22 protein-coding genes are annotated in these 23,442 nt (G+C 68.8%); 17 read left to right on the forward strand and 5 right to left on the reverse strand.

Translation table 11 applies throughout. The annotated features are described in order from the left end of the window. Window positions 1-10: 10 nt before the first annotated feature. The 4 genes from tssC to TMO_RS18390 form a co-directional block, all read right to left on the reverse strand. On the reverse strand, window positions 11-1,507 hold the full coding sequence (gene tssC, locus TMO_RS18375; protein ID WP_014747168.1) for a type VI secretion system contractile sheath large subunit: 1,497 nt from the start codon (window positions 1,505-1,507) through the stop codon (window positions 11-13). 5 nt (window positions 1,508-1,512) lie between these two features. Further along, window positions 1,513-2,046, reverse strand: coding sequence for a type VI secretion system contractile sheath small subunit (tssB, locus tag TMO_RS18380; RefSeq protein ID WP_014747169.1), 534 nt, complete (start codon window positions 2,044-2,046; stop codon window positions 1,513-1,515). Between the two features lie 59 nt (window positions 2,047-2,105). Then, a complete protein-coding gene (gene tssA, locus TMO_RS18385; RefSeq protein ID WP_014747170.1) occupies window positions 2,106-3,248 on the reverse strand; it encodes a type VI secretion system protein TssA in 1,143 nt (380 codons plus the stop codon). Between the two features lie 316 nt (window positions 3,249-3,564). Continuing rightward, the gene (locus tag TMO_RS18390; RefSeq protein WP_145978280.1) at window positions 3,565-4,056 is read right to left on the reverse strand and encodes a peptidase S1; all 492 of its coding nucleotides are present in this window, start codon (window positions 4,054-4,056) and stop codon (window positions 3,565-3,567) included. A gap of 292 nt (window positions 4,057-4,348) precedes the next feature. Between TMO_RS18390 and TMO_RS18395 the strand changes: the two genes are divergently transcribed. The 16 genes from TMO_RS18395 (at window position 4,349) to treY (ending at window position 21,671) form a co-directional block, all read left to right on the forward strand. Continuing rightward, window positions 4,349-4,822, forward strand: a complete 474-nt coding sequence (locus TMO_RS18395) for an Hcp family type VI secretion system effector (RefSeq protein ID WP_014747172.1) — start codon at window positions 4,349-4,351, stop codon at window positions 4,820-4,822. A gap of 172 nt (window positions 4,823-4,994) precedes the next feature. Then, entirely contained in the window at window positions 4,995-5,612 is a 618-nt protein-coding gene (locus tag TMO_RS18400) for a hypothetical protein (protein WP_041606869.1), read from the forward strand. A 13-nt stretch (window positions 5,613-5,625) separates the two neighbouring features. After that, on the forward strand, window positions 5,626-6,216 hold the full coding sequence (locus tag TMO_RS18405) for a hypothetical protein (protein ID WP_014747174.1): 591 nt from the start codon (window positions 5,626-5,628) through the stop codon (window positions 6,214-6,216). A 4-nt stretch (window positions 6,217-6,220) separates the two neighbouring features. Continuing rightward, on the forward strand, window positions 6,221-8,203 hold the full coding sequence (locus tag TMO_RS18410; RefSeq protein ID WP_014747175.1) for a type VI secretion system Vgr family protein: 1,983 nt from the start codon (window positions 6,221-6,223) through the stop codon (window positions 8,201-8,203). A gap of 49 nt (window positions 8,204-8,252) precedes the next feature. After that, window positions 8,253-9,014 (forward strand): hypothetical protein, encoded by a 762-nt coding sequence (locus tag TMO_RS18415; protein WP_014747176.1) that lies wholly within the window; start codon window positions 8,253-8,255, stop codon window positions 9,012-9,014. 46 nt (window positions 9,015-9,060) lie between these two features. Then, on the forward strand, window positions 9,061-9,474 hold the full coding sequence (locus TMO_RS18420; RefSeq protein ID WP_014747177.1) for a DUF1795 domain-containing protein: 414 nt from the start codon (window positions 9,061-9,063) through the stop codon (window positions 9,472-9,474). Window positions 9,475-9,478: 4 nt separating this feature from the next. Continuing rightward, window positions 9,479-13,948: an RHS repeat-associated core domain-containing protein gene (locus TMO_RS18425; protein ID WP_014747178.1), complete on the forward strand. Its 4,470-nt coding sequence runs from the start codon at window positions 9,479-9,481 to the stop codon at window positions 13,946-13,948. Window positions 13,949-13,964: 16 nt separating this feature from the next. Next, the gene (locus tag TMO_RS32630; protein ID WP_014747179.1) at window positions 13,965-14,804 is read left to right on the forward strand and encodes a hypothetical protein; all 840 of its coding nucleotides are present in this window, start codon (window positions 13,965-13,967) and stop codon (window positions 14,802-14,804) included. Between the two features lie 109 nt (window positions 14,805-14,913). Then, entirely contained in the window at window positions 14,914-15,273 is a 360-nt protein-coding gene (locus TMO_RS29725; RefSeq protein WP_014747180.1) for an immunity 22 family protein, read from the forward strand. A gap of 88 nt (window positions 15,274-15,361) precedes the next feature. Continuing rightward, window positions 15,362-15,784, forward strand: a complete 423-nt coding sequence (locus TMO_RS18440) for a hypothetical protein (protein ID WP_145978281.1) — start codon at window positions 15,362-15,364, stop codon at window positions 15,782-15,784. A 108-nt stretch (window positions 15,785-15,892) separates the two neighbouring features. Continuing rightward, complete coding sequence (locus tag TMO_RS18445; RefSeq protein ID WP_014747182.1) at window positions 15,893-16,102, forward strand: hypothetical protein; 210 nt, start codon at window positions 15,893-15,895, stop codon at window positions 16,100-16,102. Between the two features lie 15 nt (window positions 16,103-16,117). Further along, on the forward strand, window positions 16,118-16,630 hold the full coding sequence (locus TMO_RS18450) for a hypothetical protein (protein ID WP_014747183.1): 513 nt from the start codon (window positions 16,118-16,120) through the stop codon (window positions 16,628-16,630). Between the two features lie 45 nt (window positions 16,631-16,675). Further along, window positions 16,676-17,503, forward strand: a complete 828-nt coding sequence (locus TMO_RS18455) for a hypothetical protein (RefSeq protein ID WP_014747184.1) — start codon at window positions 16,676-16,678, stop codon at window positions 17,501-17,503. A gap of 127 nt (window positions 17,504-17,630) precedes the next feature. Beyond that, window positions 17,631-18,035, forward strand: a complete 405-nt coding sequence (locus TMO_RS18460; protein WP_014747185.1) for an MbcA/ParS/Xre antitoxin family protein — start codon at window positions 17,631-17,633, stop codon at window positions 18,033-18,035. After that, entirely contained in the window at window positions 18,035-18,769 is a 735-nt protein-coding gene (locus TMO_RS18465; RefSeq protein ID WP_014747186.1) for an RES family NAD+ phosphorylase, read from the forward strand. Before TMO_RS18460 ends, TMO_RS18465 begins: the two co-directional genes overlap by 1 nt. A gap of 160 nt (window positions 18,770-18,929) precedes the next feature. Next, window positions 18,930-21,671, forward strand: coding sequence for a malto-oligosyltrehalose synthase (gene treY, locus TMO_RS18470; RefSeq protein ID WP_014747187.1), 2,742 nt, complete (start codon window positions 18,930-18,932; stop codon window positions 21,669-21,671). Between the two features lie 26 nt (window positions 21,672-21,697). Here the strand turns inward: treY and TMO_RS18475 are convergent, their stop codons facing one another. Continuing rightward, entirely contained in the window at window positions 21,698-22,690 is a 993-nt protein-coding gene (locus TMO_RS18475) for an alpha/beta hydrolase (RefSeq protein WP_014747188.1), read from the reverse strand. A gap of 101 nt (window positions 22,691-22,791) precedes the next feature. On the opposite strand from TMO_RS18475, the gene TMO_RS18480 reads away from it, so the two are divergent. Next, window positions 22,792-23,421 carry an FMN-binding negative transcriptional regulator gene (locus TMO_RS18480; protein WP_014747189.1) on the forward strand — a complete coding sequence of 210 codons (630 nt, stop codon included), beginning with the start codon at window positions 22,792-22,794 and terminating at the stop codon, window positions 23,419-23,421. Window positions 23,422-23,442 lie beyond the last annotated feature (21 nt).

A 23,442-nucleotide genomic window follows, 5' to 3' on the forward strand; every position in this document is an offset into this window, starting at 1 on the left:
CGGCCCCCGGTCAGTTGCCGCTGCCGGGGATGCGGGCGACCATGCGCAGAGAGGTCGTCAGCTCTTCCATCTGCAGCCAGGGCCGGAGCCAGGCGACGGCGTTGTAGGTGCCGGGGGCACCGGGGACTTCCTTCACCGACACCCGCGCCTCGGCCAGCGGATAGCGGGCCTTCATGTCCGGGCCGCTGTCCTTGTTGGCGTTGACGTAGTTCATCACCCAGCGGTTCAGCCAGGCCTCGCAATCCTCGGCCTCCATGAACGAGCCGATCTTGTCGCGGCCCATGACCTTCAGGTAATGGGCGAAGCGCGAGGTGGCCATGATATAGGGCAGCCGGGCCGAGATCGCGGCATTGGCGGTCGCTTCGGGCCGGTCATAGGTTTTGGGCCGCTGGGTGGTCTGGGCGCCGAAGAACACCGCATAGTCGGTGTTCTTGTAATGGCAGAGCGGCAGGAAGCCCAGCCGCGACAGCTCGGCCTCGCGGCGGTCGGTGATGCCGACCTCGGTCGGGCATTTGGCATCCGGATCGCCGTCGTCGGAAACGAAGGTGTCGAAGGGCAGGCCCTCGACCTTGCCGCCGCCCTCGGCGCCGCGGATCGCCGTGCACCAGCCATGCATCGAGAAGGCCTCGGCCAGGCGCGTGCCCATCACATAGGCCGCGTTCATCCAGCAATAGTCGCCGTGATCCATGGCCTTGCGCAGGCCGCGCTCGTCCAGCGGCGCCTCTTCGAAATCAAAGGCATCGACCCGTCTCGTGTGCCGCCCGTAGGGCAGGCGCGCCAGCACCCGCGGCATGGTCAGCGTCACGAAGCGGCTGTCCTCGCTGTCGCGGAAGCTGCGCCACTTGGTGTATTCGGTCGATTCGAAGATCTTCTCCAGGTCGCGCGGGCGGGTCAGCTCGGTGAAGTCGTCGAAGCCGAACATCTTCGGCGACGCCGCCGAGATGAATGGCGCGAAGGCCGCCGCCGAGACGTGGGAGACCTGACCCAGCAGTTCCATGTCTTCCGGCTCGCCGGTGAATTCGTAATCGCCGATCAGCGCGCCATAGGGCTCGCCGCCGGGGGTGCCGAATTCGTTCTCGTAGATCTTGCGGAACAGCTGGCTCTGGTCGAATTCCACCGCCCGCGTCAGGTCGCGGTGCAGCTCTCGCTTCGACACGTTCAGCATGCGGATCTTCAGCATGCGCCCGGTCTCGGAGAAGTTGACCATGTGGTGCATGCCGCGCCACGAGCCTTCCAGCTTCTGGAATTTCTCGTGATGCATGATCCGGCCCAGCTGTTCCGACAGCTTCTCGTCGATCGCCTTGATCGCGCGGTCGATGGTCTGGGTCAGGTTCTTGGAATAGCGGACGGTGCCCTTCAGCGCCTCTTCGGTCAGCGCGCGCAGCAGTTCCTCCGCGCGGTCGCGATCGGTCTGGCGGGTGGCGGAAATCGCCTGGTCGAGCAACGAGACCGGGGCCTCGGCAAGACCGGCTTCGGCGGCGCGGCTCTCTTCGCGGATCACGGACATGGACCTTACTCCCCGGGCTTGCTGTCGGCGGGGGCGCGCACACCCAGGGCATCCGACAGCTCGGCCAGCCGGGCATCGTCCTGCAGCACGCGTTCAAGCAGCTCTTCCAGCTCTTCCGAGCGGTCGACCTTGCCCATCAGGTCACGCAGCTTCTCGCGCGTTTCCAGCAGCCGGCGCAGCGGCTCCACCTGGCGCACCACCGCGCCCGGCTCGAAATCGTCCAGGCTGGTGAAATTCAGATGCACCGCCATCTCGCTGCCGTCGCCGGCCAGCGTGTTCTCGACGCGCAGGTCCAGATGCGGCGCGATCCGGGCCATGACGTCGTCGAAATTGTCGCGGTCGATCTGCACGAATTTGCGGTCGCGCAGCGGCGCCAGCGGCCGGTCGGGATCGGGATCGCCCGAGAAATCGCCCAGCACGCCGATGACGAAGGGCAGTTCCTTGTCGACGACGGCGCCTTCGGTCTCGACCTGGTAGGTGATGTGAACCCGGGGCTTGCGCACCCGGTTCAGCTTTTCATGGATACTGGTCGCGGACATGGTCTTCCTCGTGGGTGCCCCCGATGGACGCGGAGCGTCGGCGGGGCCGTAGATGGCAATCAGGCGGCGTCGGCCGGCTTGATCCCGGCGGCGATCAGGAAATCGCGCCGGGCGGTCTCGTCGCGGATCAGTTCGGTGATCAGATCGGTCAGCGGCAGACGGCCGCGGCGGACGGCCTCCTCCAGCGTGTAGGCGATGGGCGAATGCGGCTCGGCGGTGCGGAACCACCCCGCCACCGCCTCGATCACCCGAAAGGCGTCCTCGCGGGTGGCGATCGCCGTGACCGGCAGGGCCATGCCGGCCGGCACGGGAGCGGCTGCAGCGGCAGCCGGAAGCGCCTCTGCGGCCGGCCGGTCACCGGGGGCGGCAACCACCTCCACAGCCGGCTCGGGCGTCTTGGGCGCGCGGGCGCCAAGTCCCAGGCGCAGCCCCTGCTCGGCCGCCTCCAGCACCTGACGGATGCGGGCCAGCGGCGGCGCGTCGCGGCCGGCGGCCTGATCGAGGGCTGCATCCAGCCGGGCCAGCGCCGCGCGGGCGGCGGCGATGCCGGCCTGGGCACGATCGATATCGGCGCTGGTCATCTCACGGCCGGCGGCCTCGATCATCGCCATGCTGGCGGCACCCTTGGCCAGGCGCTGTTCGCGACGATCCGCCTCCAGCCGGCCCAGCTCCACCGCCTGGTCGATCTGCCAGAGGGCGATGCCACGGCCCTGCGGCCCCAGCACCGGCACCTTGCGGATCGCCTGGACCAGCACGCCATCACCGCTTTCGCCGTTCAGCGCCATCAGCGGCCGCACGCGCGACGCAATGCCGTCCTCGTCCGGGGCGGGCCACAGCCCGTCCCAGAAATTGCGGATCAGCCCGGTCGCCACGTCGAAGCCGAAAGCCAGGCCGGCAAAGCCGTTGAGGCGCACCTGCGCCTCGATCAGCAGCCCGGCCACCTCCAGATCCTTGGCCTTGTGGCGCAGCACATCCGCCGCCAGCCGGTCGATCTCGGGCCAGTGTTCGGCCGGTGCCTGGGGCTCGTCCTCCACCTCTGCCGCACGTTCGGCGGCGCGGGCGGCGGAGCGCAGATCCTTCAGACGCCGGAACGGGGCATCGACCCGGTAATCCTCGCGCGGGTCCTCACCCGCGGGGCGGGCCCCTGCAATCGGCTCCAGCAGGGCCTGAACGGCCGGGTCGGGTTTCGGACTGGGCGGCACCGGATGGGGCTTTCCTGTCTGGTGTGACGAGACCCCCGCATGTGCTTCGCGGTCACCTTCGGGGGCTGTGACAGTCATCGTTCAGTCATCTTTCCGCAGCGATCCGGCATCCGAAGCATCAGAGACCGTCGAAGCGCGGCGCGGGAAATCTGTTGAAGGCGGCAGTTTCCCTGCATTAGCGCGAATCGCGATGCCACAGGGAAATCTGTCGTCTCGCTTTCTCAGTGATAGGCAAAACCGCCTGTGACCGGGTGGAGCATTTTTGGGGTCGTTCCGGCACAGCAGATAGAACCCGTCAAAACTGTCATGGAACCCGTCAGCGATAAGGTTCCACTTCGCTCACGATCACGGCACCGGGCACCGGCAGATCCCGGCGCTCGACCCCCGCCAGCCAGATCGCATAACGGCCCGAGGCCGGGGCATCGATGGTCAGCGCCGGGTTGCGATCCCCCGCCGCCCCGTCATCGGCGCAACGCCAGCTGCCGTCGGGGAAGCTCACCACCAGGGCGGTATCGCTGGCGGCAACCGCGTAGAGATGCAGCGGCCGGCTGCCGGCCTGAAATTCCAGCACCATATCGGGCCGGTCGCCGGCCAGGAATCCCGGGCATCCGGCCACGAAATCCGCCGCCGGCATGGCACCGCCGCCGATCACGCCCACCGGGTAGGGATCCTGTACGAAGCCGCTGGTCAGCTGCACCGTTCCGAAATGCGGGGCCGCCAGGCGGGCACCCTCGGGATCCGCCGCCAGCGCCGGCACGCCGAGCACAAGACAGCCGCCGACGAACACGTTACGGAGTGTTGATTTCATCTTCACCAACCTCTGGGTTGCACATCCGGGCACCTGTTCCGAAGCCCGCAGCCTGCCTCACTCTGCCGTCGGGCCTGTGACCAAAAAAGGTTAATAAGCTGTTAATTGAAAGACGTGACGCAATGTTCAGAGGTAAAAACCGGATTTCACGAAACGATCATTGACTCAATTTCGGACTCAGTGAAAAAACGTTAGCGGGAACCGGCGGAAACTGCGAGCCTCGAATGAGAGGTACTTCCCGCTTGCTCCGGAAACGGCATCCATGACCCCGAAAGAGGCGTAGAGGAACGCAATGATCTATCTGAATATCGAGGGAATTCAGGGTGACGCCACCCACGAGACCCACAAGAACTGGATCGACGTGTCGTCGATGACCTGGGGCACCCACCGGGCAGTCTCCACCCCCTCTGGTTCGGCCCAGAACCGCGAAGCCTCGGAGCCGGTGATCGGCGAAGTGCACATCACCAAGCTGATGGACGGTTCGTCGCTGAAGCTGTTCGAGGCCGCCGCCACCGGTAATCAGGGCAAGCAGATCCAGATCCACCTGGTCACCACGGGCAATCCCGGCAACACCTACATGGAATACACCCTCACCGACACGCTGGTGAGCGGCTACCAGATCAATACTTCGGGCGATCGCCCGGTCGAGGAAATCACGCTGAACTTCACCCGCGTGGACATGAAGTACACCACCTATGATGCCAACAACCGGCCGCTGAACAACATCGCCGCCGGCTACGACATCGCCACCACCCGGAAGTCCTGACCGGTCACGCATGATCGGGCCATCCTGCCCGATCACCATGGGATCCGATGCCGTTCATGGGGCCGCCCGCGCCGGCTGCGCCCGCGGCCCCTCTCCCGCTCGGGTTCCGTGCTGCCCGGACCTCCTTTCCTCTATCTCCCCCCCCCTTCTCTGTCACAAACCCCGGCACGCCATGTCTTTGAGGACCAGACGTCTGCGCTCGCTCACCGTCGTTCTGGCGGCGGCCCCTGTCTGGGCCGCCTGTTCCGGCGCCGATCTGGCCGGGCTGGACCGGCCCGAAGAGGCCGGCATGCCGGTTGCGAGCTTCGATACCGGCGCGCCGCCCAAGACCTTTGCGGCCACGATGAAGATGTCGGGCGGCGGCTTCGCCACCGGAACCTCGGACGTGCTGCCGCCGCCGCTGCTGCCCGACGCCGCCGGTCGTGCCGAAACCGCCCGCGCCATCGCGCTGAAGGCCGAGGTACTGGCCGCCGAGGCCGAGCGGGACCGCGCGCTGCGTGCGCGGCAGCTTGATGCGCTGACCGTACAGCTTTCCGCTTTGCGCACACGCGACGAGGCCGCCGATCCGGCCGAGGCCGAGGCCCGTGCGGCGCTTCGCCGGGCCGTTGCCGCCAATCGCCCGCCGGGGCGGGTGGTGGTGCGATCCTCCGACGGCGGCATGGCCGAGATGGGCGGCATGATCCGCTCGCTCGGCGGCGTGGTCCGCGGGTTGGGCGATCCCCTGCCTGCCGAACCGCTGCCTGCCGAACCGGATGCTGCCGCGTCTCCCACCCCGCCTTCCGCTGAATAGGACGACCCGACCGATGGCCCTCGACGACACCCTGAACCGCCTGCACCGCACCTTTTTCGACCTGACCGTGGTGGTCGACACGGCGCTGCGTGCCGAAAGCCCGCCCGCGATCGACGAGATCTGGCCGCGGATCGAGCCCTTCGGCCGGATCCTGACCTATCTGCACGACGAGCTGCGCGCCGCCGCCCCCTCTCCCGGCGGCCGGGCGCGGCTTGCCTGGTCGGGTGCCGCCCGCGACACCGCGCCCGCCGCCCATGGCGCGGCCGAGACCACCGTCACCCGCGGCATCACCTGTGCCGTGCGGGCCGAAGCGGGCCTGCGCTTCTGGCATCTGGGCGAGGGCCGGCCGGGCGATGCCGCCTTCCGGGCCTATGTCGACCGGCTGGGCCGCACCGCGGCCGAAGCCGGCGGCAGCGTGCCGGCGGCGGCGATCCGCGGCTTCATCGGCGACAATGGCAGCACCACCACGCTGATCCGCCGCCCGGTGCAGCAGGCCGACCTGCCGCCGATGGCCCGGCTTGTGGCGCTGACCGCCCTTGTCGCCGCCTCGATCGAGATGCTCGCCCCGGCGCATCCGCCCGTCCCGGCCGCAATGGAAGCCTGATCCGATGACCGACCTCACCAGCCCGCCGTCTTTGGGGTCGGGCGATCTGGCGGCACTCTTCGGCGATGTGATCCAGGATGGCCGCCTGCTCACCATCGACAGCCCGCTCGGGCCCGACATGCTGCTGCTCGAACGCCTGGTCGGCGAGGAGGCGCTGTCGGAGCCCTTCCGCTTCGAGCTGACGGTGCGCGCGAAGCGTGACGACATCGCCTCGGCCGAGCTGGTCGGGCACAAGGTGTCGTTCACCCTGGAACGCGCCGACGGCAGCCGCCGGCCGTGGAGCGGCCATGTCGAGCGGGTGGTGGCGGGGGCGGCCATCGCCAAAGGCCAGCGCTACTACCATCTGGAAGTGCGCCCCTGGCTCTGGCAATTGACCCATAAGACCGATTGCCGGATCTTCCAGGACAAGTCGACGCTCGACATCCTGGAAGAGATCTTCGGGGAATTCGGCTTCCGGGATTACGATTTCTCGGGCGTGCTCAACACGCCGCCCAAACGCGACTACTGCGTCCAGTACCGCGAGAGCAGCTTCGCCTTCGTCTCGCGGCTGCTGGAAGAGGACGGCATCTTCTACTATTTCGCCCATACCGATGACGGCGCCCATGTGCTGACGCTTGCCGACGGGGCCCATGCCTATGTGCCGGTGCCCGAGCAGGAGCTGCGCTACGCCGCGACCGATGTCGACCTCAACAACGTCACCCGCTGGCGCCATGCCTGGCGCTTCGTGCCGGGGCGCTGGGCCGGGTCGGACTATAATTTCGAGATGCCCGGCACCGATCTCGCCAGCGAGGCCGCCTCGGTCACGCCGCTCGAGACCAACCGCGCCTTCGAGATCTATGACTGGCATGCCCGTTTCCAGACCCGCGATGCCGGCGCCCGGGTCAGCCGGCGGCGGATGCAGGCGATGGAAACCGGCCATGACACGGTGCAGGCGGCCTCCACCGCCCGCGATCTGGCGCCGGCGCTGTCGTTCACCATTTTCGGCCATCCGGCGGCCGACGAGGCCGGGCGCGGCTATGCGGTGGTGCGCATCCGCCATCATGCGATCGACACCACCTATGATACGGGCCCCGACCGGCGGCCGCCGACCTACGAGAACAGCTTCACCGCCCTGCCGGTGGAGGTGGGCTTCGTGCCCGCCCGCACCACCCCGCAGCCGCGGATCGACGGCATCCAGACCGCAACCGTGGTCGGGCCTGAAGGCGAGGAAATCCACACCGACCGCTATGGCCGGATCAAGGTGCAGTTCCCCTGGGACCGCTATGCCACCGGCGACGACCGGTCGTCCTGCTGGCTGCGGGTGATGCAGCCCTGGGGCGGGCGCAATATGGGCGCGCAGACCATTCCGCGCATCGGCATGGAGGTGATGGTCTCCTTCGTCGAGGGCGATCCCGACCGGCCGCTCGCGATCGGCATCGTGCCCAATGCCGGCACCATGCCGCCCCTGACCCTGCCCGCGACCAAGACCCGCACCGCCTTCAAATCGGCGTCGAGCCCGGGCGGCGGCGGCTTCAACGAGATGACCTTCGAAGATCTGGCCGGGGCGGAAGAGCTGATGATGCGCGCCCAGCGCGACCAGACCGAACTGGTCGGCCGCAACCGCATGGTCAACACCGCCAATGTCTCCACCCAGGATACCGGCACGCTCTGGGGCAGCCGGGTGGGCGACAGCGAGATCGTGATGACCCAGGCCTCGATCCTGATCCAGCACAAGCAGAGCCGGATCATCCTGGATGGAGAGCGGGTGCGGATCGAGTTCACCAACGGCCATTTCATCGACCTCTCGGCCGAGGGCGTGATCATCTCGTCCACCGCCAAGATCGTGACCGTGCGCGACGAGAGCAATTTCACCGCCGTCGACGGCGAAGGCGTGGTCGCCAAGGGCAAGGTGGTCCATGCGGTCGATGCCAGCGAGGGCAACGACGTGACCGTCTCGGCCGAAGGCGTCGCCGTCAACGGCAAGGTCGTGCTGCTCAACTGCGAGTGACGGCCAGGCACTTTCGGGCACGAGAGCCATAGCAGGAGACCCGTCCCCCATGTCGTTTCCCGGATACAGCGTCGGCGCGCCGGTGATGGGCGGCCATCAGGGCATCAAGGATTACGCGCTGGGTGCCATCACCGAAGTCGCAGCCCCGATGCTCGGCCCCCGCGACCGCACCGACATCATCCCCGAACTGCCGCCGGCGATCGCACGGGCGGCCGAAGCCGCCCTGCAAAGCAAGGCCGCCCAGGCGATCCAGGGCGGCGGCGCCGCGGTGGCCCAGGGCTATGCCGCGGATCTCGGCCCCGTGGCCGGGGCAGCCGGCGACCTGGCGGGCAGTGCGGCCGGGGGTGTCGGCAGCCTGTTCGGCGGGCTTCAGGACGCCGTGGCCGGCGGCATGACGCTGCCGCTTCAGGAACTCACCCCCGACATCCTGCCGATGGCCGCCCGGCTGGTGCAGGCGCCGGAAGTCGCCGCCGCCGATCTGCTGCGCCGGGCCGGCGCGCGTATGGCCGAACGCGCCCGCGCGGTCGCCATGGAACGCATGGGCCTGTCGGGCAGTCTGGCCGATGCCGCAACCCAGAGCCTCGCCCAGGTGGCCGGCGGCGCCGACCCGGCCCAGGTCGCGATCGGCGCGCTGATGGGCGGGGCCGTGCCCTTCGGCGACGGTGCCGAAGACGGCGGCACGGGCGACGCGGTGCTCGATGCCGGCGCGAAGGTGCTGTCCGGAGAGGTGCTGAAACCGGTGACCTTCTCCGAAGCCGCCGCGCCCGGCGGTACGCCTGGCTTCGCACCGCCCGGCCTCCGCACGAAATAACGCCCTCGTCTTCTCCCCCACCATCATTCACGGATGACCCCGCCCCATGTACGCCCTTCAGGAAGGCCATCTCGATCTGCCCACCGATTGGGAGGACCAGTCGGTCAACGTCTTCGCACCCCCGGGGGCCAAGTCGCAGGGGCTGTCGCTGGTGGTGACGCGGGAGCCGCTGCCGCCCGCGACCGATATCCGCGCCTATGCCGAGGCGGAAGTGAAGCGCATGGGCAAGGAACTGAAGGCCTTCTCGCTGCTCGCCCGCCATCCGCTGGAAATCGGGGATCAGACGATCGAGGCCTATGAGGTGCGGTGGAAATCCGACAAGGGGCTGGTGCATCAGCTGCTGGCGGCGGTGGAGGCGAACGGCCGGGCGCTGATCTTCACGGCGACGAAGCCGGTCGACATGGCGCCGGCCCTGCGCGACCGCCTGCTGGCGGTGATCCAGAGCTTCCGGAAGGCCTGATCCGATGGGCCGCGCGGCACGCGTCGGGGACGCCATCGCCCATTCCCACAAACTGGCGGGGTTCCTGATCGGTGCCGCGATCGGCATCGGCATCGGCCTCGCCATCGGTTTTGCGGTCGCGACCGGCGGTCTGGGCGCGCTGATCCTGGGGGCGGTGGCCGGGGCGGCGATTTCCTACGCCACCGAATCGATCGGCTCGGCCATCGGCGACAGTATGATGGGGCCATCGACGGGCGCGATCACCGTGGGTGCGCCCACGGTGCTGGTCAACAACCGCCCGCTCGCCATCGCCATGGATGGCCAGGCGAGCTGTTCGAAGGAACCCACCCCCAACGCCCCCGTCGCCCAGGGCTCGGAAATCGTCTTCGCCGAGAACTGGAACGCGGCGCGCGAGGGCGACAAGATCCAGTGCGACGCCAAGATCACCGAAGGCTCCGACGATGTGAAGATCGGCGGCCCCCAGGCGACGGTGATGGAGATCGACGACGGCATCCCGCTCTGGGCCGAGGTGCTGGTGATCGCCGCCGGCTTCATCGGCCCGGGCGGCGTGAAGGGGCTGTTCAAACTGGCCGGGCGCGGCGGGCTCAAGGCCGCGATCCGCGGTGCCGGCCAGTCGATCCGGGGCGCGTCGCGCGCCATCGTCACCGGCATGACCCGGGCGCGGGGCCTGGCCTCGGCCGGCGCGCGGCGCATGGCCCAGGCCGCGCGCGGCATGCCCGGCCGCATCCGCCAGTTCCTGAAGGACCCGGTCGACATGGCGACCGGCGACTGGGTGGACTGGCGCACCGACATCGCCATTCCGGGCGTGCTGCCGCTGGAACTGACCCGCCTGCACCGCTCGGGTGCCGCAGGCGCCACCGGCGGTTTCGGCCGGCGCTGGACCGACAGCTGGTCGCAGCGCCTGCTGCATGATGCCGGCCAGGATGCCCTGGTCTGGCTGACCGAAGACGGCAGCGAACTGGCCTTTCCCTGGCCCGGCCATTGGGGCGACGGCGAAAACCCGCTGCATCCGGGCTGGGTGATGGAGGTGCGCGGCCCCGAGACCACCCTCCGCGACCTGCCCTCGGGCCGCTGGTGGGCCTTCCCGACGCCTGATGTGGAGCCGGCCCGGCTGGCGCTGGCCGGCGCCCGGGCACGCGACGCGCTGACCCCCGCCAACGACCATGCCGCCCCGCCGGCCCATGTGATCGCGATGGGCGATGCCCATGGCAACCGCATCGATCTGGACCGCGACCCCGCCGGCCGGCTGCGCGCCGTGCGCCATACCGACGGCCATCATCTTCGGGTCGAGACCCTGCCCGACGGCCGCTATCTGTCGGTCGATCTGGTCTCGGACCCGACCGGCGCCGATGTCTCGCCGATCCGCCTGCTGACCTGCCGCTTCGATGCGCGCGGCCATCTGACCTTCGTCGATGCGCGCACGACCGGCATCTACCGCTATGAAACCGATGCCACAGGCCGGGTCACCCGCTGGTCGGATGGCGGCAGCACCTGGTCCGAGCTGTTCTACGACGACGCCGACCGGGTGGTCGAAACCCGCGCCGCCGACGGGCTCTACGGTGCCCGCTTCGCCTATGACGATGCGGCGGGCACCGTCACCTGCCTGGCAGATGACGGCGCGGTCACCACCCACACCCATGATGCGCTGGGCCGGCTGATCCGCTGCGTCGATCCCGAAGGCGGGGTCACGGAACAGATCTGGGGGCCGCGCGGCGATCTGGAGGCCGTGATCGACCCGCTGGGCCGGCGCAGCCGCTATACCCATGACCGTTTCGGCAATCTGACCGGCATCACCCATCCCGACGGCAGCACCGAGATTCTGGATTACGACGTCCTTGGCCGCCCGGTCGCGATCACCGATGCGCTGGGCAATCGCTGGCGCCAGACCCGCGACGACACGGGCCGGCTGACCGCGGCGATCGACCCCGAAGGCGGCGAAATGCGCTGGCGCTATGATGGCGCCGGCCGGGTCACCGCCATCGCCGCCGGCCCCGGCGCCGGCCAGCCCTTCGCCGTCACCCGGCTCGCCTATGATGCCGCCGGCCGGGTGAGTGCGATCACCGATCCCACGGGCGCCACCAGCCGCTTCGCCTATGACCGGCTGGGCCAGGTGATGGTCAGCATCGACCCCGCCGGCGCCGTCACCCGGCTGCAGCGCGATGATCGCGGCCGGGTGATCGCGGCGGATCTGCCCGATGGCGGCCGGATCACGGCCGAATACGACGGCGAGGGCAATCTCACCCGGCTGGTCGATCCCCTGGGCCGCGAGACCCGCAATGTCTATGGCGCCTTCGATCTGCTGCGCGAGACGGTGGATGCAACCGGTGCCGCCTATCGCATCGCTTATGACGGCGACGCCCGGCCGGTCGCGATCACCAACCCGCTGGGCGAGACCGCGACGCTCACCTGGGACCGCAACGGCCGGCTGATCGCCGAGACCGATTTCGGCGGCCGCAGCTGGACCTATCTGCGCGATGCCGCCGGCCGGATGATCGAACGGCACGAGCCGGATGGCGACATCCGCCGCTTCAGCTATGACGAGGCCGACCGGCTGATCGCCGAAGAAACCGCCTCGGGCATCCGCCGCTATGGCTGGGATGCCGCCGGCCGGCCGGTGCGCGCCGAAGAGGGCGGCCATGTCACCGAATGGCGCCATGACGCGCTGGGCCGGGTGGTGGCAGAGGTCCAGGACGGGCTGGAAGTGGCGATCAGCCATGCCGGCGCCGGCCCGCGCAGCCGGGTGGTCACCCCCTGGGGCGCCACCGGTTTCACCTGGGATCCGGCCGGCCGGCTGAAGGGCCTGACCGCCGGCCCCGGGGCGCTCGCCTTCAGCTTCGATGCGCTGGGCCGCGAGACGCTGCGCCAGGACCCCCAGGGCTTCACCCTGGCCCAGAGCCACGACCCGGCCGGCCGGCTGACCGGCCAGCGCGTCACCGGCGGGGCGGATGGCCGGGCGGTGGTCGACCGGCGCTGGCGCTGGGACGTCGCCGGCCAGCCGGTCGCGATCAGCGATGCCCGCTGGCCCGAACAGCGCTTCACCTATGACGGCCGCGGCCAGATCGCCCGCGCCCTGCCCGGCCGGCCCCAGGGCTCGGCCCAGGTGGAGGCCTTCATCTACGACGCCGCCCGCAACCTGGCCGGCCGCGGCCGCGACCTGCCCGACGGCGCCGAGACCACGGCGGCACGGCCCCGTACCCCTGCCGATACGGCCCCCCCTGCCGGCCTGGACCGCTGGCGGCTGGGCCCCGGCGGCGCGATCCTGGCCCGCGGCCATACCCGTTATGCCTACGACGCCCGCGGCCGCCTGGTCACCCGGCGCACCGACCGCCCGGGCTTCCGCCCGGAAATCTGGCGCTATGTCTGGGATGATCGCGACCGGCTGACCGGCGTCACCCGCCCCGACGGCAGCCGCTGGGCCTATGGCTATGACGCGCTCGACCGCCGCATCCTGCGCCGCCGCGTCGATGCGGGCGGCAGGGTGGCGGAGGGCAAGGCGGCGGGCAGCCCCGACGCCGTCCGCTATCTCTGGGAAGGCGACCGGCTGGTGGCCGAACTGCCGCTGGATGCCGCCGGCCGGCCCGATGCCGCAAGGGCCACGCTCTGGCATTACGCCCCGGGCGAGATCGTGCCCGTCGCCCGCCAGCAGGGCGAGCGGCTGTGGTATGTGATCACCGACCAGATCGGCCTCGCCCGCGAACTCGTCACCCCCGACGGCCGCCTGGGCTGGGCCGCCGCCCACGACCCCTGGGGTGCCATCAACGACAACGCCCCCCCGGACCCCGACGCCGCCACCGACTGCCCCCTGCGCTTCCCCGGCCAGTGGCACGACCCCGAAACCGGCCTCCACTACAACCGCCACCGCTATTACGACCCCGAAACCGGGCAGTATCTGTCGCCGGATCCGATCGGTCTCCATGGCGGCCCCCGCCCCCAGGCCTATGTCGAAAGCCCGACCGAACTGGCGGATCCGCTGGGGCTCGCCTCCTGTCCCACCATGCTTGCCCGCGGTCAGGCTGCGCTTCAGGGAGCGGGCCGCAACGGCCTGCGTCCGGCCATGCTGGGGCTGGAGACGATCGCGGACAACCCGCAGCTGCTCGGCCACTGGAACGACGCGCTGCGCTGGGCCGCCGGCAGCACCCGGGGCAACGCCTATACCAAGCTGCTCGCCTCGCTGGAAGAGGGCGTGATGCCTGGCGTCAAGGAGTGGGAGAACGCCTTCGGCACCGTGAACCAGCAATTCATGAAACTCGCCCGCGCCGACGGTTTCGACATTGCCCAGGTGCACCACTGGAACTTCCCCAAGGGCGATTTCGCAACCCAGGTCCTTGATCCGCGCCATCTGGTTCCGACAGACTCGCGTGCCGTGCACGAAGCGATCCACGAGTTGACCACAGGCGGGTCGAAATGGTCTGGTCCGGTCGATCCGCGCCATATCATCGACATCCCCGAATGGTCCACACCGATACAGTTCTGACGGAGACGGTGTCCAGATGGACGACTACACCCGCCTGATCGACGATCTCGGCCTGCCCGGTTGGATGGGCGAACTTCGCGCCGGCCGCTGGCTCGCCGAGGATCTCATGATCCTGGAAACGCCGCCTGACTGGTACACCTGCCCGCCGGCCCTCATCCCGCTGATCTCTCAAGGGTCCGGGCCGAAATACACCGGAATCTGGCACCGCTGGACGGCATCCGGCCACGCGCTGCACATGGTCGAAGCCGGGCCGGAAGACCATTTCCTGCTGATCGAGATGGCACTCACACCCGAGCAGTTCGCGGCCCGTCTGGCCATGCATGCGATGTCCGCAGCCGATGGCGTCACCGCCGACATCCGCGCCTTCGCCGCAGCCGCAGGCATCGCCGATCTGGATGCGCTCGACCAGCACACGATCAACTACAGCGACCAGCCCGACGATCTCGTCCACCTGCCCCTCTTCGACACCCCCCGCCCCGCCACCGCCTGCGCCGAAGGCCTGTCGCGCGACGGCATCACCCCCTTCGCCGGCGACACGCCATCGCCCGAAGAACCCGGCGCCGCCTGGTTCGAGCTCTCCGGCGCCCGCCGCGCCGCCCTGGCCGACGACCCCGCCGCCGCTCCCTGGCAGCGCCGCAACGCGCCGGTCGAGGCCCTGTTCGCCGATGCAATGGCACAGGGCGACCACCTGCGCGCCTGGGCGATCCTGAACAGCACCGGCTGGAAACTGCCCGCCGCCCGCAAGGCCGCCACCGATCTGGCGGCCGCAGTGGCCGATCCGGTGATCGCGGCACAGCTCAGGGCCTGGGTGGATTTCTCGCAAAAGTCGCTCGATCCGGATCGAGAGGATTATTGAGCGGCAGGCCGGATCGCGATACCGCCGCCGGACCCGATCAGGGACCGCGCTCTCAAGCGTGCCGATGAACTCCCGACAACTCTGTCGTCAGCAATGAGGGAGCCGGAAAATGACCATCAAGCCACGATCCGTCTCCGTATGGGTCGGCGATTTCGGCTCCGAAGAGGCGATGACCCGATATTTTGAGGAAGACTTCACCGAAGACGGTGATGCCATCCCATCACCCTTTCAGGCCACCTTCCATATCGATTATGACCCCTACAAATTTGAGGCCGATATATTCAAGGGCACGTCAGATATAGCCCGCGCGCTCGATGACGCCTCGTATTCAGAATATTATGCAGATGATGTCAAGCGCAGTCTCTCCATTATTGGCGAGGCGAACACGATCTGCATCATATTTGATTGCGATCCGCCACAGAAGAAGAAGGACGCGTATCTCACTCATATACTTTACAAGAGAATCTGATGGACGGGATGTTCATCACATCTCTCGGGCGAAACTCCGGAGAGGGACCGGCCGTGGTCTGTAACGGCCGCCCGGGCCTGGCCTGCCCATGACTGAAGACGCTCCCCATTGCGAACGCTGCGCCATGCCGATGATCCCCCATCACGATGCGACCACCCGCGGGCTGATCTGCCCGACTTGCGGCTGGTCGGTGGTGTCGACCGCGCTGCCTGCGGTACTCACCGACGACCGCCCCTGGCGCCTCTTCGCCGCGGGCTTCCCGACCACCGACCGGGACCGGCTCAAGGCCCTGGCGGAGGTGCGCGGGAGCAATCTGGTCGAGGCGGCGAAACTGGTCCGCGCGATGGGCACCGGCCCCGATACCCTGGTCTTCGAGGGCCGGGCGTCGGAGCTGGTGCAGCGCATGGCCCGGCTGCGGGCGGCCGGTATCACGGTTGCGACCGACCCCGGGTTTCCACACGACACGCCCGCCGCCCTTGCCGCGGCGCGGCGGGTGCGGGTGGCGCTGTGAGGGGCATGTGATGGACGGATATGATGCGCTTCTGGCCGCTCTGGACTGCCCGACATGGCTGCGTCAGCTTCGCCAGGGCGCATATCTGACCGGAACTTTGATGCGCCTGTGGCCCGGCTTTTCGACGACTATCTCAGCGACGGCCGTCAGGCCGAAGCCTGGGCCACGCTCAACAGCACCGGCTGGTCTCTGCCCGACGCCCGCGCCGCCGCCGAACGGCTGGCGGCCGCCACTGATCGGCCTTTGCTGGCGCTTCAGCTGAGAGCCTGGATCGCGTTTTCGCAGCAGACGGATATGCCGGAGCGTTATGGATACTGACGGGAGAGACCGCCCATGACCGATGAACACGGCATGCAGGCCGCCATACGGGAGAGCCTGGATTTCTTTCTCAGCGGCCGGATTCTGAACGGGCAGATATCCACCGGGCTGAATCATTATCCAAGACAGACCGGCCGCCTGGACGTCGACGAATTTATGAACAAACACGTCTATCCAGAGACAGGCGAAACCTGGGACGACATGGAAGAGACGATCTTTCATGAATTGGAAAAGCAAATGACCAAGATTGGCATTGCACAAGATTTTGATAACATATATCAAAAATACAATAATGATAACAGAAAAATCTTCATAAGGAATCGTGTGAAGAAAATATTTTCGGAAGATTTTCTCTTTTTCATCAACAGAATTGAAGCGCATATCCTGTACAATGCCGCCTCGTCTCTCGTAAAGATGCACGAACCCTATTTCGCCGACATCATGACCGTTTACAAGCTCGGCGGCATGCCCTGCGGCTTCGAGGGGGCGCCGTTCAGGTCGAGATTGATCGTGTATGTGCCGTCCTGAATGGCCTTCAGATATCGGCCGCCCCGTGACTGACCGAGGTGCATCATGGATCTCTACACCCGCCTGCTCGCCGATCTCGGCCTGCCCCGCTGGATCGGCGAGGTCCGCAATGGCCATTGGCTGGCCGACGCCATGGGCTGGGAAGCGCCTGCCGACTGGTACACCTGCCCGCCCGCCCTGGTGCCGCTGACATCCGACGGCTCCGGCCCGCGCTATGTCGGGATCTGGGTCCGCTGGACGGCGGCGGGCCGGTTCCTCCATTTCGTGGAAGCGGAGCCGGAGGATCAGTTTCTACTCCTGGAATCGGCCCTGACGGTGGAGCAGTTTGCCGCCCGTCTGGCAATGCATGCGATGTCGGCAGCGGATGATGTCACTGACGACATCCGAGCCTTCGCCGCAGCAGCGGGCATCGTTGATCTGGACGCACTCGATCGTCACACGACCAATTACAGTGATCATCCGCGGACCCTGATCCACCTGCCCCTCTTCGACACCCCCCGCCCCGCCACCGCCTGCGCCGAAGGCCTGTCGCGCGACGGCATCACCCCCTTCGCCGGCGACACGCCATCGCCCGAAGAACCCGGCGCCGCCTGGTTCGAGCTCTCCGGCGCCCGCCGCGCCGCCCTGGCCGACGACCCCGCCGCCGCCCCCTGGCAGCGCCGCAATGCGCCGGTCGAGGCGCTGTTCGCGGACGCGATCGCACAGGGCGACCACCTGCGCGCCTGGGCGATCCTGAACAGCACCGGCTGGACCCTTTTTCCCGCCCGCCGGGCGGCCGCCGATCTGGCGGCGGCGGTGGCCGATCCGCTGATCGCCCGCCAGCTCAGGGCCTGGATTGCCTTCTCGGAGGGTGAGGGGGATGATGACTATTGAACCATATCCGCGCGTCATATCTCACCCGGGCGTCGGGGTCGCTTTCCGCCCATCCGGATTCAGACAAATTCATTGAAGTCGTATGATTGCGGACCATATCCTGAAGGTCCGATCAAGGAGGCAGCCCATGACAGCGCTTGCCCGAACCGCCGCCGGAAGCGATCGCCGGGATCTCTCCGGTCCCGGCCTCAGGGCCTTCTTCAACATTGCCGCACAGTGGCGCCTCTCCAACGAGCAGCAGATGACGCTGCTGGGCAGCCCCAGCCGATCCACCTTCTACAAGTGGCGGACCGAGGGCGCGCGCAATCTTCCGAAGGATACGCTGGAGCGGATTTCCTACATCCTGGGTATCTACAAGGCCCTGCAGCTGCTGCTTCCCGACCCCGAAGCGGCCGACGGCTGGGTGGCGCGCCCGAACGCCGCGGCCCCATTCGGCGGCCGGTCGGCGCTGGATCGGATGCTGTCGGGCCAGGTGGCCGATCTTCTTGCCGTCCGGCAGTATCTCGATGCCGCGCGGGGCGGCTGGAGCTGATGGATCAGCCGCCGGCTCCGGATCTCCTCCCTCGCAGCCATATTGCCTGGGCACCCTGCTGGCGCATCATCCCCAGCCGCTTTCCGCCGATTTCACTGTTCGAGCGGGTCGCCGCACCGGAAGATCTCGATGCGGTCCTCGAACTGGAAGCCATGACCAACCCCCGGCTGAGAGACGAGGTGGGCGAGATCAGTCTGGTTCCCCCCGGCGAACGGGTCAGCGGCCCGGGATCGAGCATCATCATGGCCGCCTTCACCCACCTCAACCCCGAAGGCAGCCGCTTTTCCGACGGCAGCTTCGGGGTGTTCTATGCCGCAGCGGCGCTGGAAACCGCCATTGCCGAGACCGTCTACCACCGCGAACGCTTCATGCGGGCAACGGCGGAAAAGGCCATGGACCTGGATATGCGGGTCTATCTGGTCGATCTGAAGGGTGAGCTTCACGACCTGCGCGGCCGGCCGGAGGCGTTCGCCGCCGCCTGTCATCCGACGGATTATTCCGCAGGCCAGAGCCTTGCCCGGAGGCTGCGCGCGGCCGGTGCGGGCGGCATCGTCTATCACAGCGTCCGGCACGAGGCCGGGCTCTGCGCCGCGGTCTTCCGCCCGCACCTGCTGTCGAACGGCCGGCAGGAGCGCCATCTCTGCTACCGATGGAACGGTCGCCAGATATCCGACATCTACGAGAAGTCGCGGCTGTCGATCGATGCCGGTCCCCGGCCGGGCGATCGCGGCTGACCGGATCCGCCCCCTCATAACTCCGACTGCCTTTCCAAGCGCCCCGCCCGGCCCGCCCGACGGAACAGGACGCCCACGGAACAGGACGCCCGCGCGCCGGTTGACGTCCCGCCAGAGGGCCGCGTCTCGGCGGCCGAAGCGGCAGAGGGCGAGGAACAGCATGCACGTCACCCCGCGCGCCACCATGCGCCTGCAATTCAATGCCGGCTTCACTTTCGACGATGCCGCGGCGCTGGTCGGCTATATGCACCGGCTGGGCATCAGCCATGTCTATGCCTCGCCGATCCTGGCCGCGCGCGCCGGCTCGACCCATGGCTATGACGTCATCGATCCGACCCGGATTTCCGACGAGATCGGCGGCCGCGCCGGGCTGGAGCGGCTGGTGGCGGCGCTGCGCCGGCACGAGATGGGGCTGATCCTCGACATCGTGCCCAACCATATGGCGGTCGGCGGCGACGAGAACCCGTGGTGGGCCGACGTGCTGGCGAAGGGCGAGGCCAGCCCCCATGCCCGGGTCTTTGATATCGACTGGCGCCATCCGGATCCTGAGCGCGACGGCAAGGTCCATGCACCGTTTCTGGGGGAGGATTACGACCGGACGCTGGCCGAGGGCGCGCTGCGGCTGGTGCGCGATGATGCCGGCCGGCTGTGGGTGACGGCCCATGACCGGCGGTTCCCGATCCGCGACGAGGATCTGCCGGCGATCTTCGGCGAGGGCACGCCCGATGCGGCCGAAGCCGACCGGCTGGTGGCACGCTATCACGAGCCCGAAAGCGGGCCCCGCGCCCTGCACCGGCTGCTCGACCGCCAGCATTACCACCTCGCCTGGTGGCGCACCGCGGCCGACGAGGTGAACTGGCGGCGGTTCTTCGACATCGGCGAGCTGGCGGGCGTGCGCGTCGAAGACCCGGAGGTGTTCGAGGCGACCCACGGCCTGATCTTCGAGCTTTATGCCACAGGGCTGATCGACGGGCTGCGCATCGACCATATCGACGGGCTGGCAGATCCCGGCGGCTATTGCCGGCGCCTGCGCGCCCGGCTGGAAGACCTGCGCGACCGCCGGCCGGCGGCGGCGGCCGACCATGCGCCGCTGATCCTGGTGGAAAAGATCCTGGCCCCGGGCGAGCGCCTGCCCGAAGACTGGCCGGTGGAGGGCACCACCGGCTATGACTTCATGGCCGAGCTGGGCGGGCTGCTCCACGACCCTTCGGGCCGGATGCCGCTGCGCAGCCTGTGGCGCGAGATCACGGGCGAGCCCGACGACCCCGAGATCGAAGTGAAGGCCGCCCGCCGCCAGATCCTGGCCACGGCTTTCGAGGCCGATCTGGCCCGCACCGTGCGCGCCTTCGCGGCACTCGCCCGATCGCGCCGCCGCGACCGCGACCTGACCACCGCGGCGCTCCGCCGGGTGCTGACCGAGGTGGTGATCCAGGTGCCGGTCTACCGGATCTACGATACCGGCGACGGCCATGATGCCGCCGATGACGCAACCATCGCAGGCGCGATCGACCGCGCCCGGGCCCATGTGGTGCCCGGCGACCGCCCGGCGCTGGAGCGGCTGGCCGACTGGCTGCATGGCGGCCGGGCGATCGAGGGCGGCGGTGTCGATGCCTCGGCCGAGGCGGGCCGGACCGACGAGGCCGACCCCGACATGCTCCGCCGGGCAGCCCTGATCCGCTTTCAGCAGCTGACCGCACCGCTTGCCGCCAAGGCCGTGGAAGACACGGTCTTCTACCGCCAGGCCCCGCTTCTGTCGTGCAACGAGGTGGGCTCGGAACCCGGCGCGCCGACCCTGTCGCCGGCGGCTTTTCACCAGGCCTGCATCGACCGCCGGCGCCGCCACCCCATGGGGCTGCTCGCCACCGCCACCCACGACCACAAGCGCGGCCCCGACAACCGCATGCGCCTGGCCGTGCTGTCGGAAATGGTCGAGGACTGGAGCCGGACGGTGAAGGCCTGGCGGCGGATGAACATGCCATCGCAGGTGGCGCCCTCGCAGGTGACATTGGACGGCCATATGGCGCCGCATCCGGCCGACGAGCTGATGCTCTATCAGACGCTGATCGGCGTCTGGCCGGCCGGGCTCGACGCCACCCGCGCCGCCCGCAACACGGCAGCCGGCGAGATCCTGCCCCGGGTGGCGGGCTGGTGGCAGAAAGCACTGCGCGAAGGCAAGCGCCGCTCCAACTGGGTGGAACCCGATACCGGCTACGAGGCCGCCTGCCTCGCCTTCCTGCAGGCGATCATGGGCAGCGACAGCAGCTTTCCCGAGGCGCTGGACCGGCTGGTGCGGCGGATCACGCCGGCCGCCATGGTCAATACGCTCGCCCAGACCGTGCTGCAGCTGACCTGCCCCGGCATTCCCGACATCTATCGCGGATCGGAGGTGCTGGACCTGTCGCTGGTCGACCCCGACAACCGCCGCCCGGTGGATCACGCGCGCCTGGCAGGGCTGCTTGCGGCCGAAACCGAGCCCGCGGCGGCGCTCGAATCGCCCCGCGACCACGACGCCGCCAAACAGGCGGTGATCGCCCGCATCCTGGCGCTCCGCGCCGGCGATCCTGCCCTGTTTCTGACCGGCGACTACCTGCCGCTGACGGTGACCGGGCCGGCGGCCGACCATCTGCTCGCCTTCGCCCGGGTCGGCACCGCGACGGAGGGGACCCAGCCACCCCATGCCATCATCCTGGTCTCGCGCCTCGCCGACCGGCTGATCCCCGAAGGCGGCGCGCCGCTGATCCCGGCCGAGGGCTGGGCCGACACGCTGATCGAGATCCCGGGCCCGCTCGCCGGCCATCATCACGAGGTGCTGACGGGTGAAAGACTGGCGCTCCGCGAGGGCGGGCTCGCGGTCTCGGGCCTGCTGACCCGGCTGCCGGTGGCGGTGATGACGGGGGTTTGACGGCGCCGGACATCGATGGCGCGGCTTTACCCACGCGTCCGCCCGAGGAGGCGCGCCCCGAAGGCATCCACCACCCGCGCAAAGGCCGCTTCGGCGCCTGCCGACAGGCCGGCATAGCCCGGGAAGTTGTGGATCATGTCGGGCAGGCGCAGATGGTCGACCGGCACGCCGGCCGCCGCCAGGCGGTCCGCCATGGCGTCGCCCTGGTCCGAGAGCGGGTCGAAGCCGGCGGTGACCAGCACGATCGGGCAAGTGCCGGCGACCTCCGGCCAGAGCAGGGGCGAGGCGCGGGGGTCCAGGGCGTCCTCGGGGCCGGTCAGCAGCAGATCGCAGAACCAGTCCATGGTGGCGGTGTCGAGGAAATAGCCTCTGCCGAAGGCGGCCATCGACGGATAGCTGACGTCTTGTCCGGCATTCGGGCGGAAATCGGTCACGGGATAGAGGGCCAGGCCGGCAACCGGCTGCGGGCCTTCGGGCCGGTCGCGGGCGGTGAGCGCCGTGACCAGGGTCAGGCAGCCGCCGGCGCTGTCGCCCGCAAGCCCGATTGCGGCCGGATCGGCGCCCCAGGCCGCCGCATCGCCGGCCACCAGGCTGAAGACGTCCCAGGCATCCTCGACCGCGGCCGGGAAGGGATGTTCCGGCGCCAGGCGATAATCCGGGGTCAGGACCAGCGCGCCCAGCCGGTCGGCCAGCCGGCGCGACTGGTTGTCATAGGCCGCCGGATCGCCGACCACGAAACCGCCGCCGTGGAAATAGATCACCAGCGGCAGTGCCGGGGCATCGCCCGCCCGCGCCGGCCGGTAGAGCCGGGCATCGATCACCCGGTCCGGCAGCTCCAGCACATGTTCCGTCATGGCGACCGACGCTTCAGGGGCGCGGATGCCGCGGATCAGATAGCGCTCGCGATAGGCGGCGCGCGCCTCGGGCACCGGCAGATCGCGGATGCTCGGCCCGGCAGGGGCCTCGGCGGCGGCCTTCAGCATCGCCTTCAGGGCAGGGTCGAGGGCGTCGTCGGTCATGCGGGGAAACTCCGGTCGGAGGGGACATCACGGCTATTGTGACTTTCATGATATCAAAATACAATATGCTCAGCACCCCATTCACGACGGATCGGCCCCCGATGTACGTGCCCACCCATTACCGCACCGACGACCCTGCCGCCATTCTGGGCTGGCTGACCCGCTTCCCCTTCGGCACGCTGGTGACCGCAGGCGCCGACGGCCTGCCGCTCGCCACCTCGCTGCCGTTCATCACAGAAGACCACGCCCCCCACGACATCACCGGCCTCACCATCGCCGCCCATATGGCCAGGCGCAACCCCCATGCGGCGGCGCTGTCGACCGGCATGCCGGCCCTGCTGGTGGTCAACGGCCCCGATGCCTATATCTCACCCGCCTGGTATGAAAGCCCGGTCAACGTGCCGACCTGGGATTATGTCGGCCTGCAGATCCGCGGCCGGCTGACGGTCATCGACGACCGCGACGGCCTGCTCGACCTGATGCACCGCCAGATCGCCGCCTTCGAGGCCCGCAGCGCCACCGGCTGGACCCTCGATGCGGCGCCGGAGCCCCATGTCGACCGGCTGATCCAGGGCGTCGTCGGCCTCCGCATCCAGGTGGAGCGGATCGACTGCATGCAGAAGCTCAGCCAGAACAAACCCACCGACCGCCCGACCATCCAGGCCGCATTGCGCGCCTCCGGCAGCGATTACGGGCCGGTGGTGGCGGGGTTGATGGATCTGGTTAAGTGACGGTCTTTTGATTGCCCAAGA

The sequence above is a fragment of the Tistrella mobilis KA081020-065 genome, assembly GCF_000264455.2.
Lineage (GTDB): Bacteria > Pseudomonadota > Alphaproteobacteria > Tistrellales > Tistrellaceae > Tistrella > Tistrella mobilis.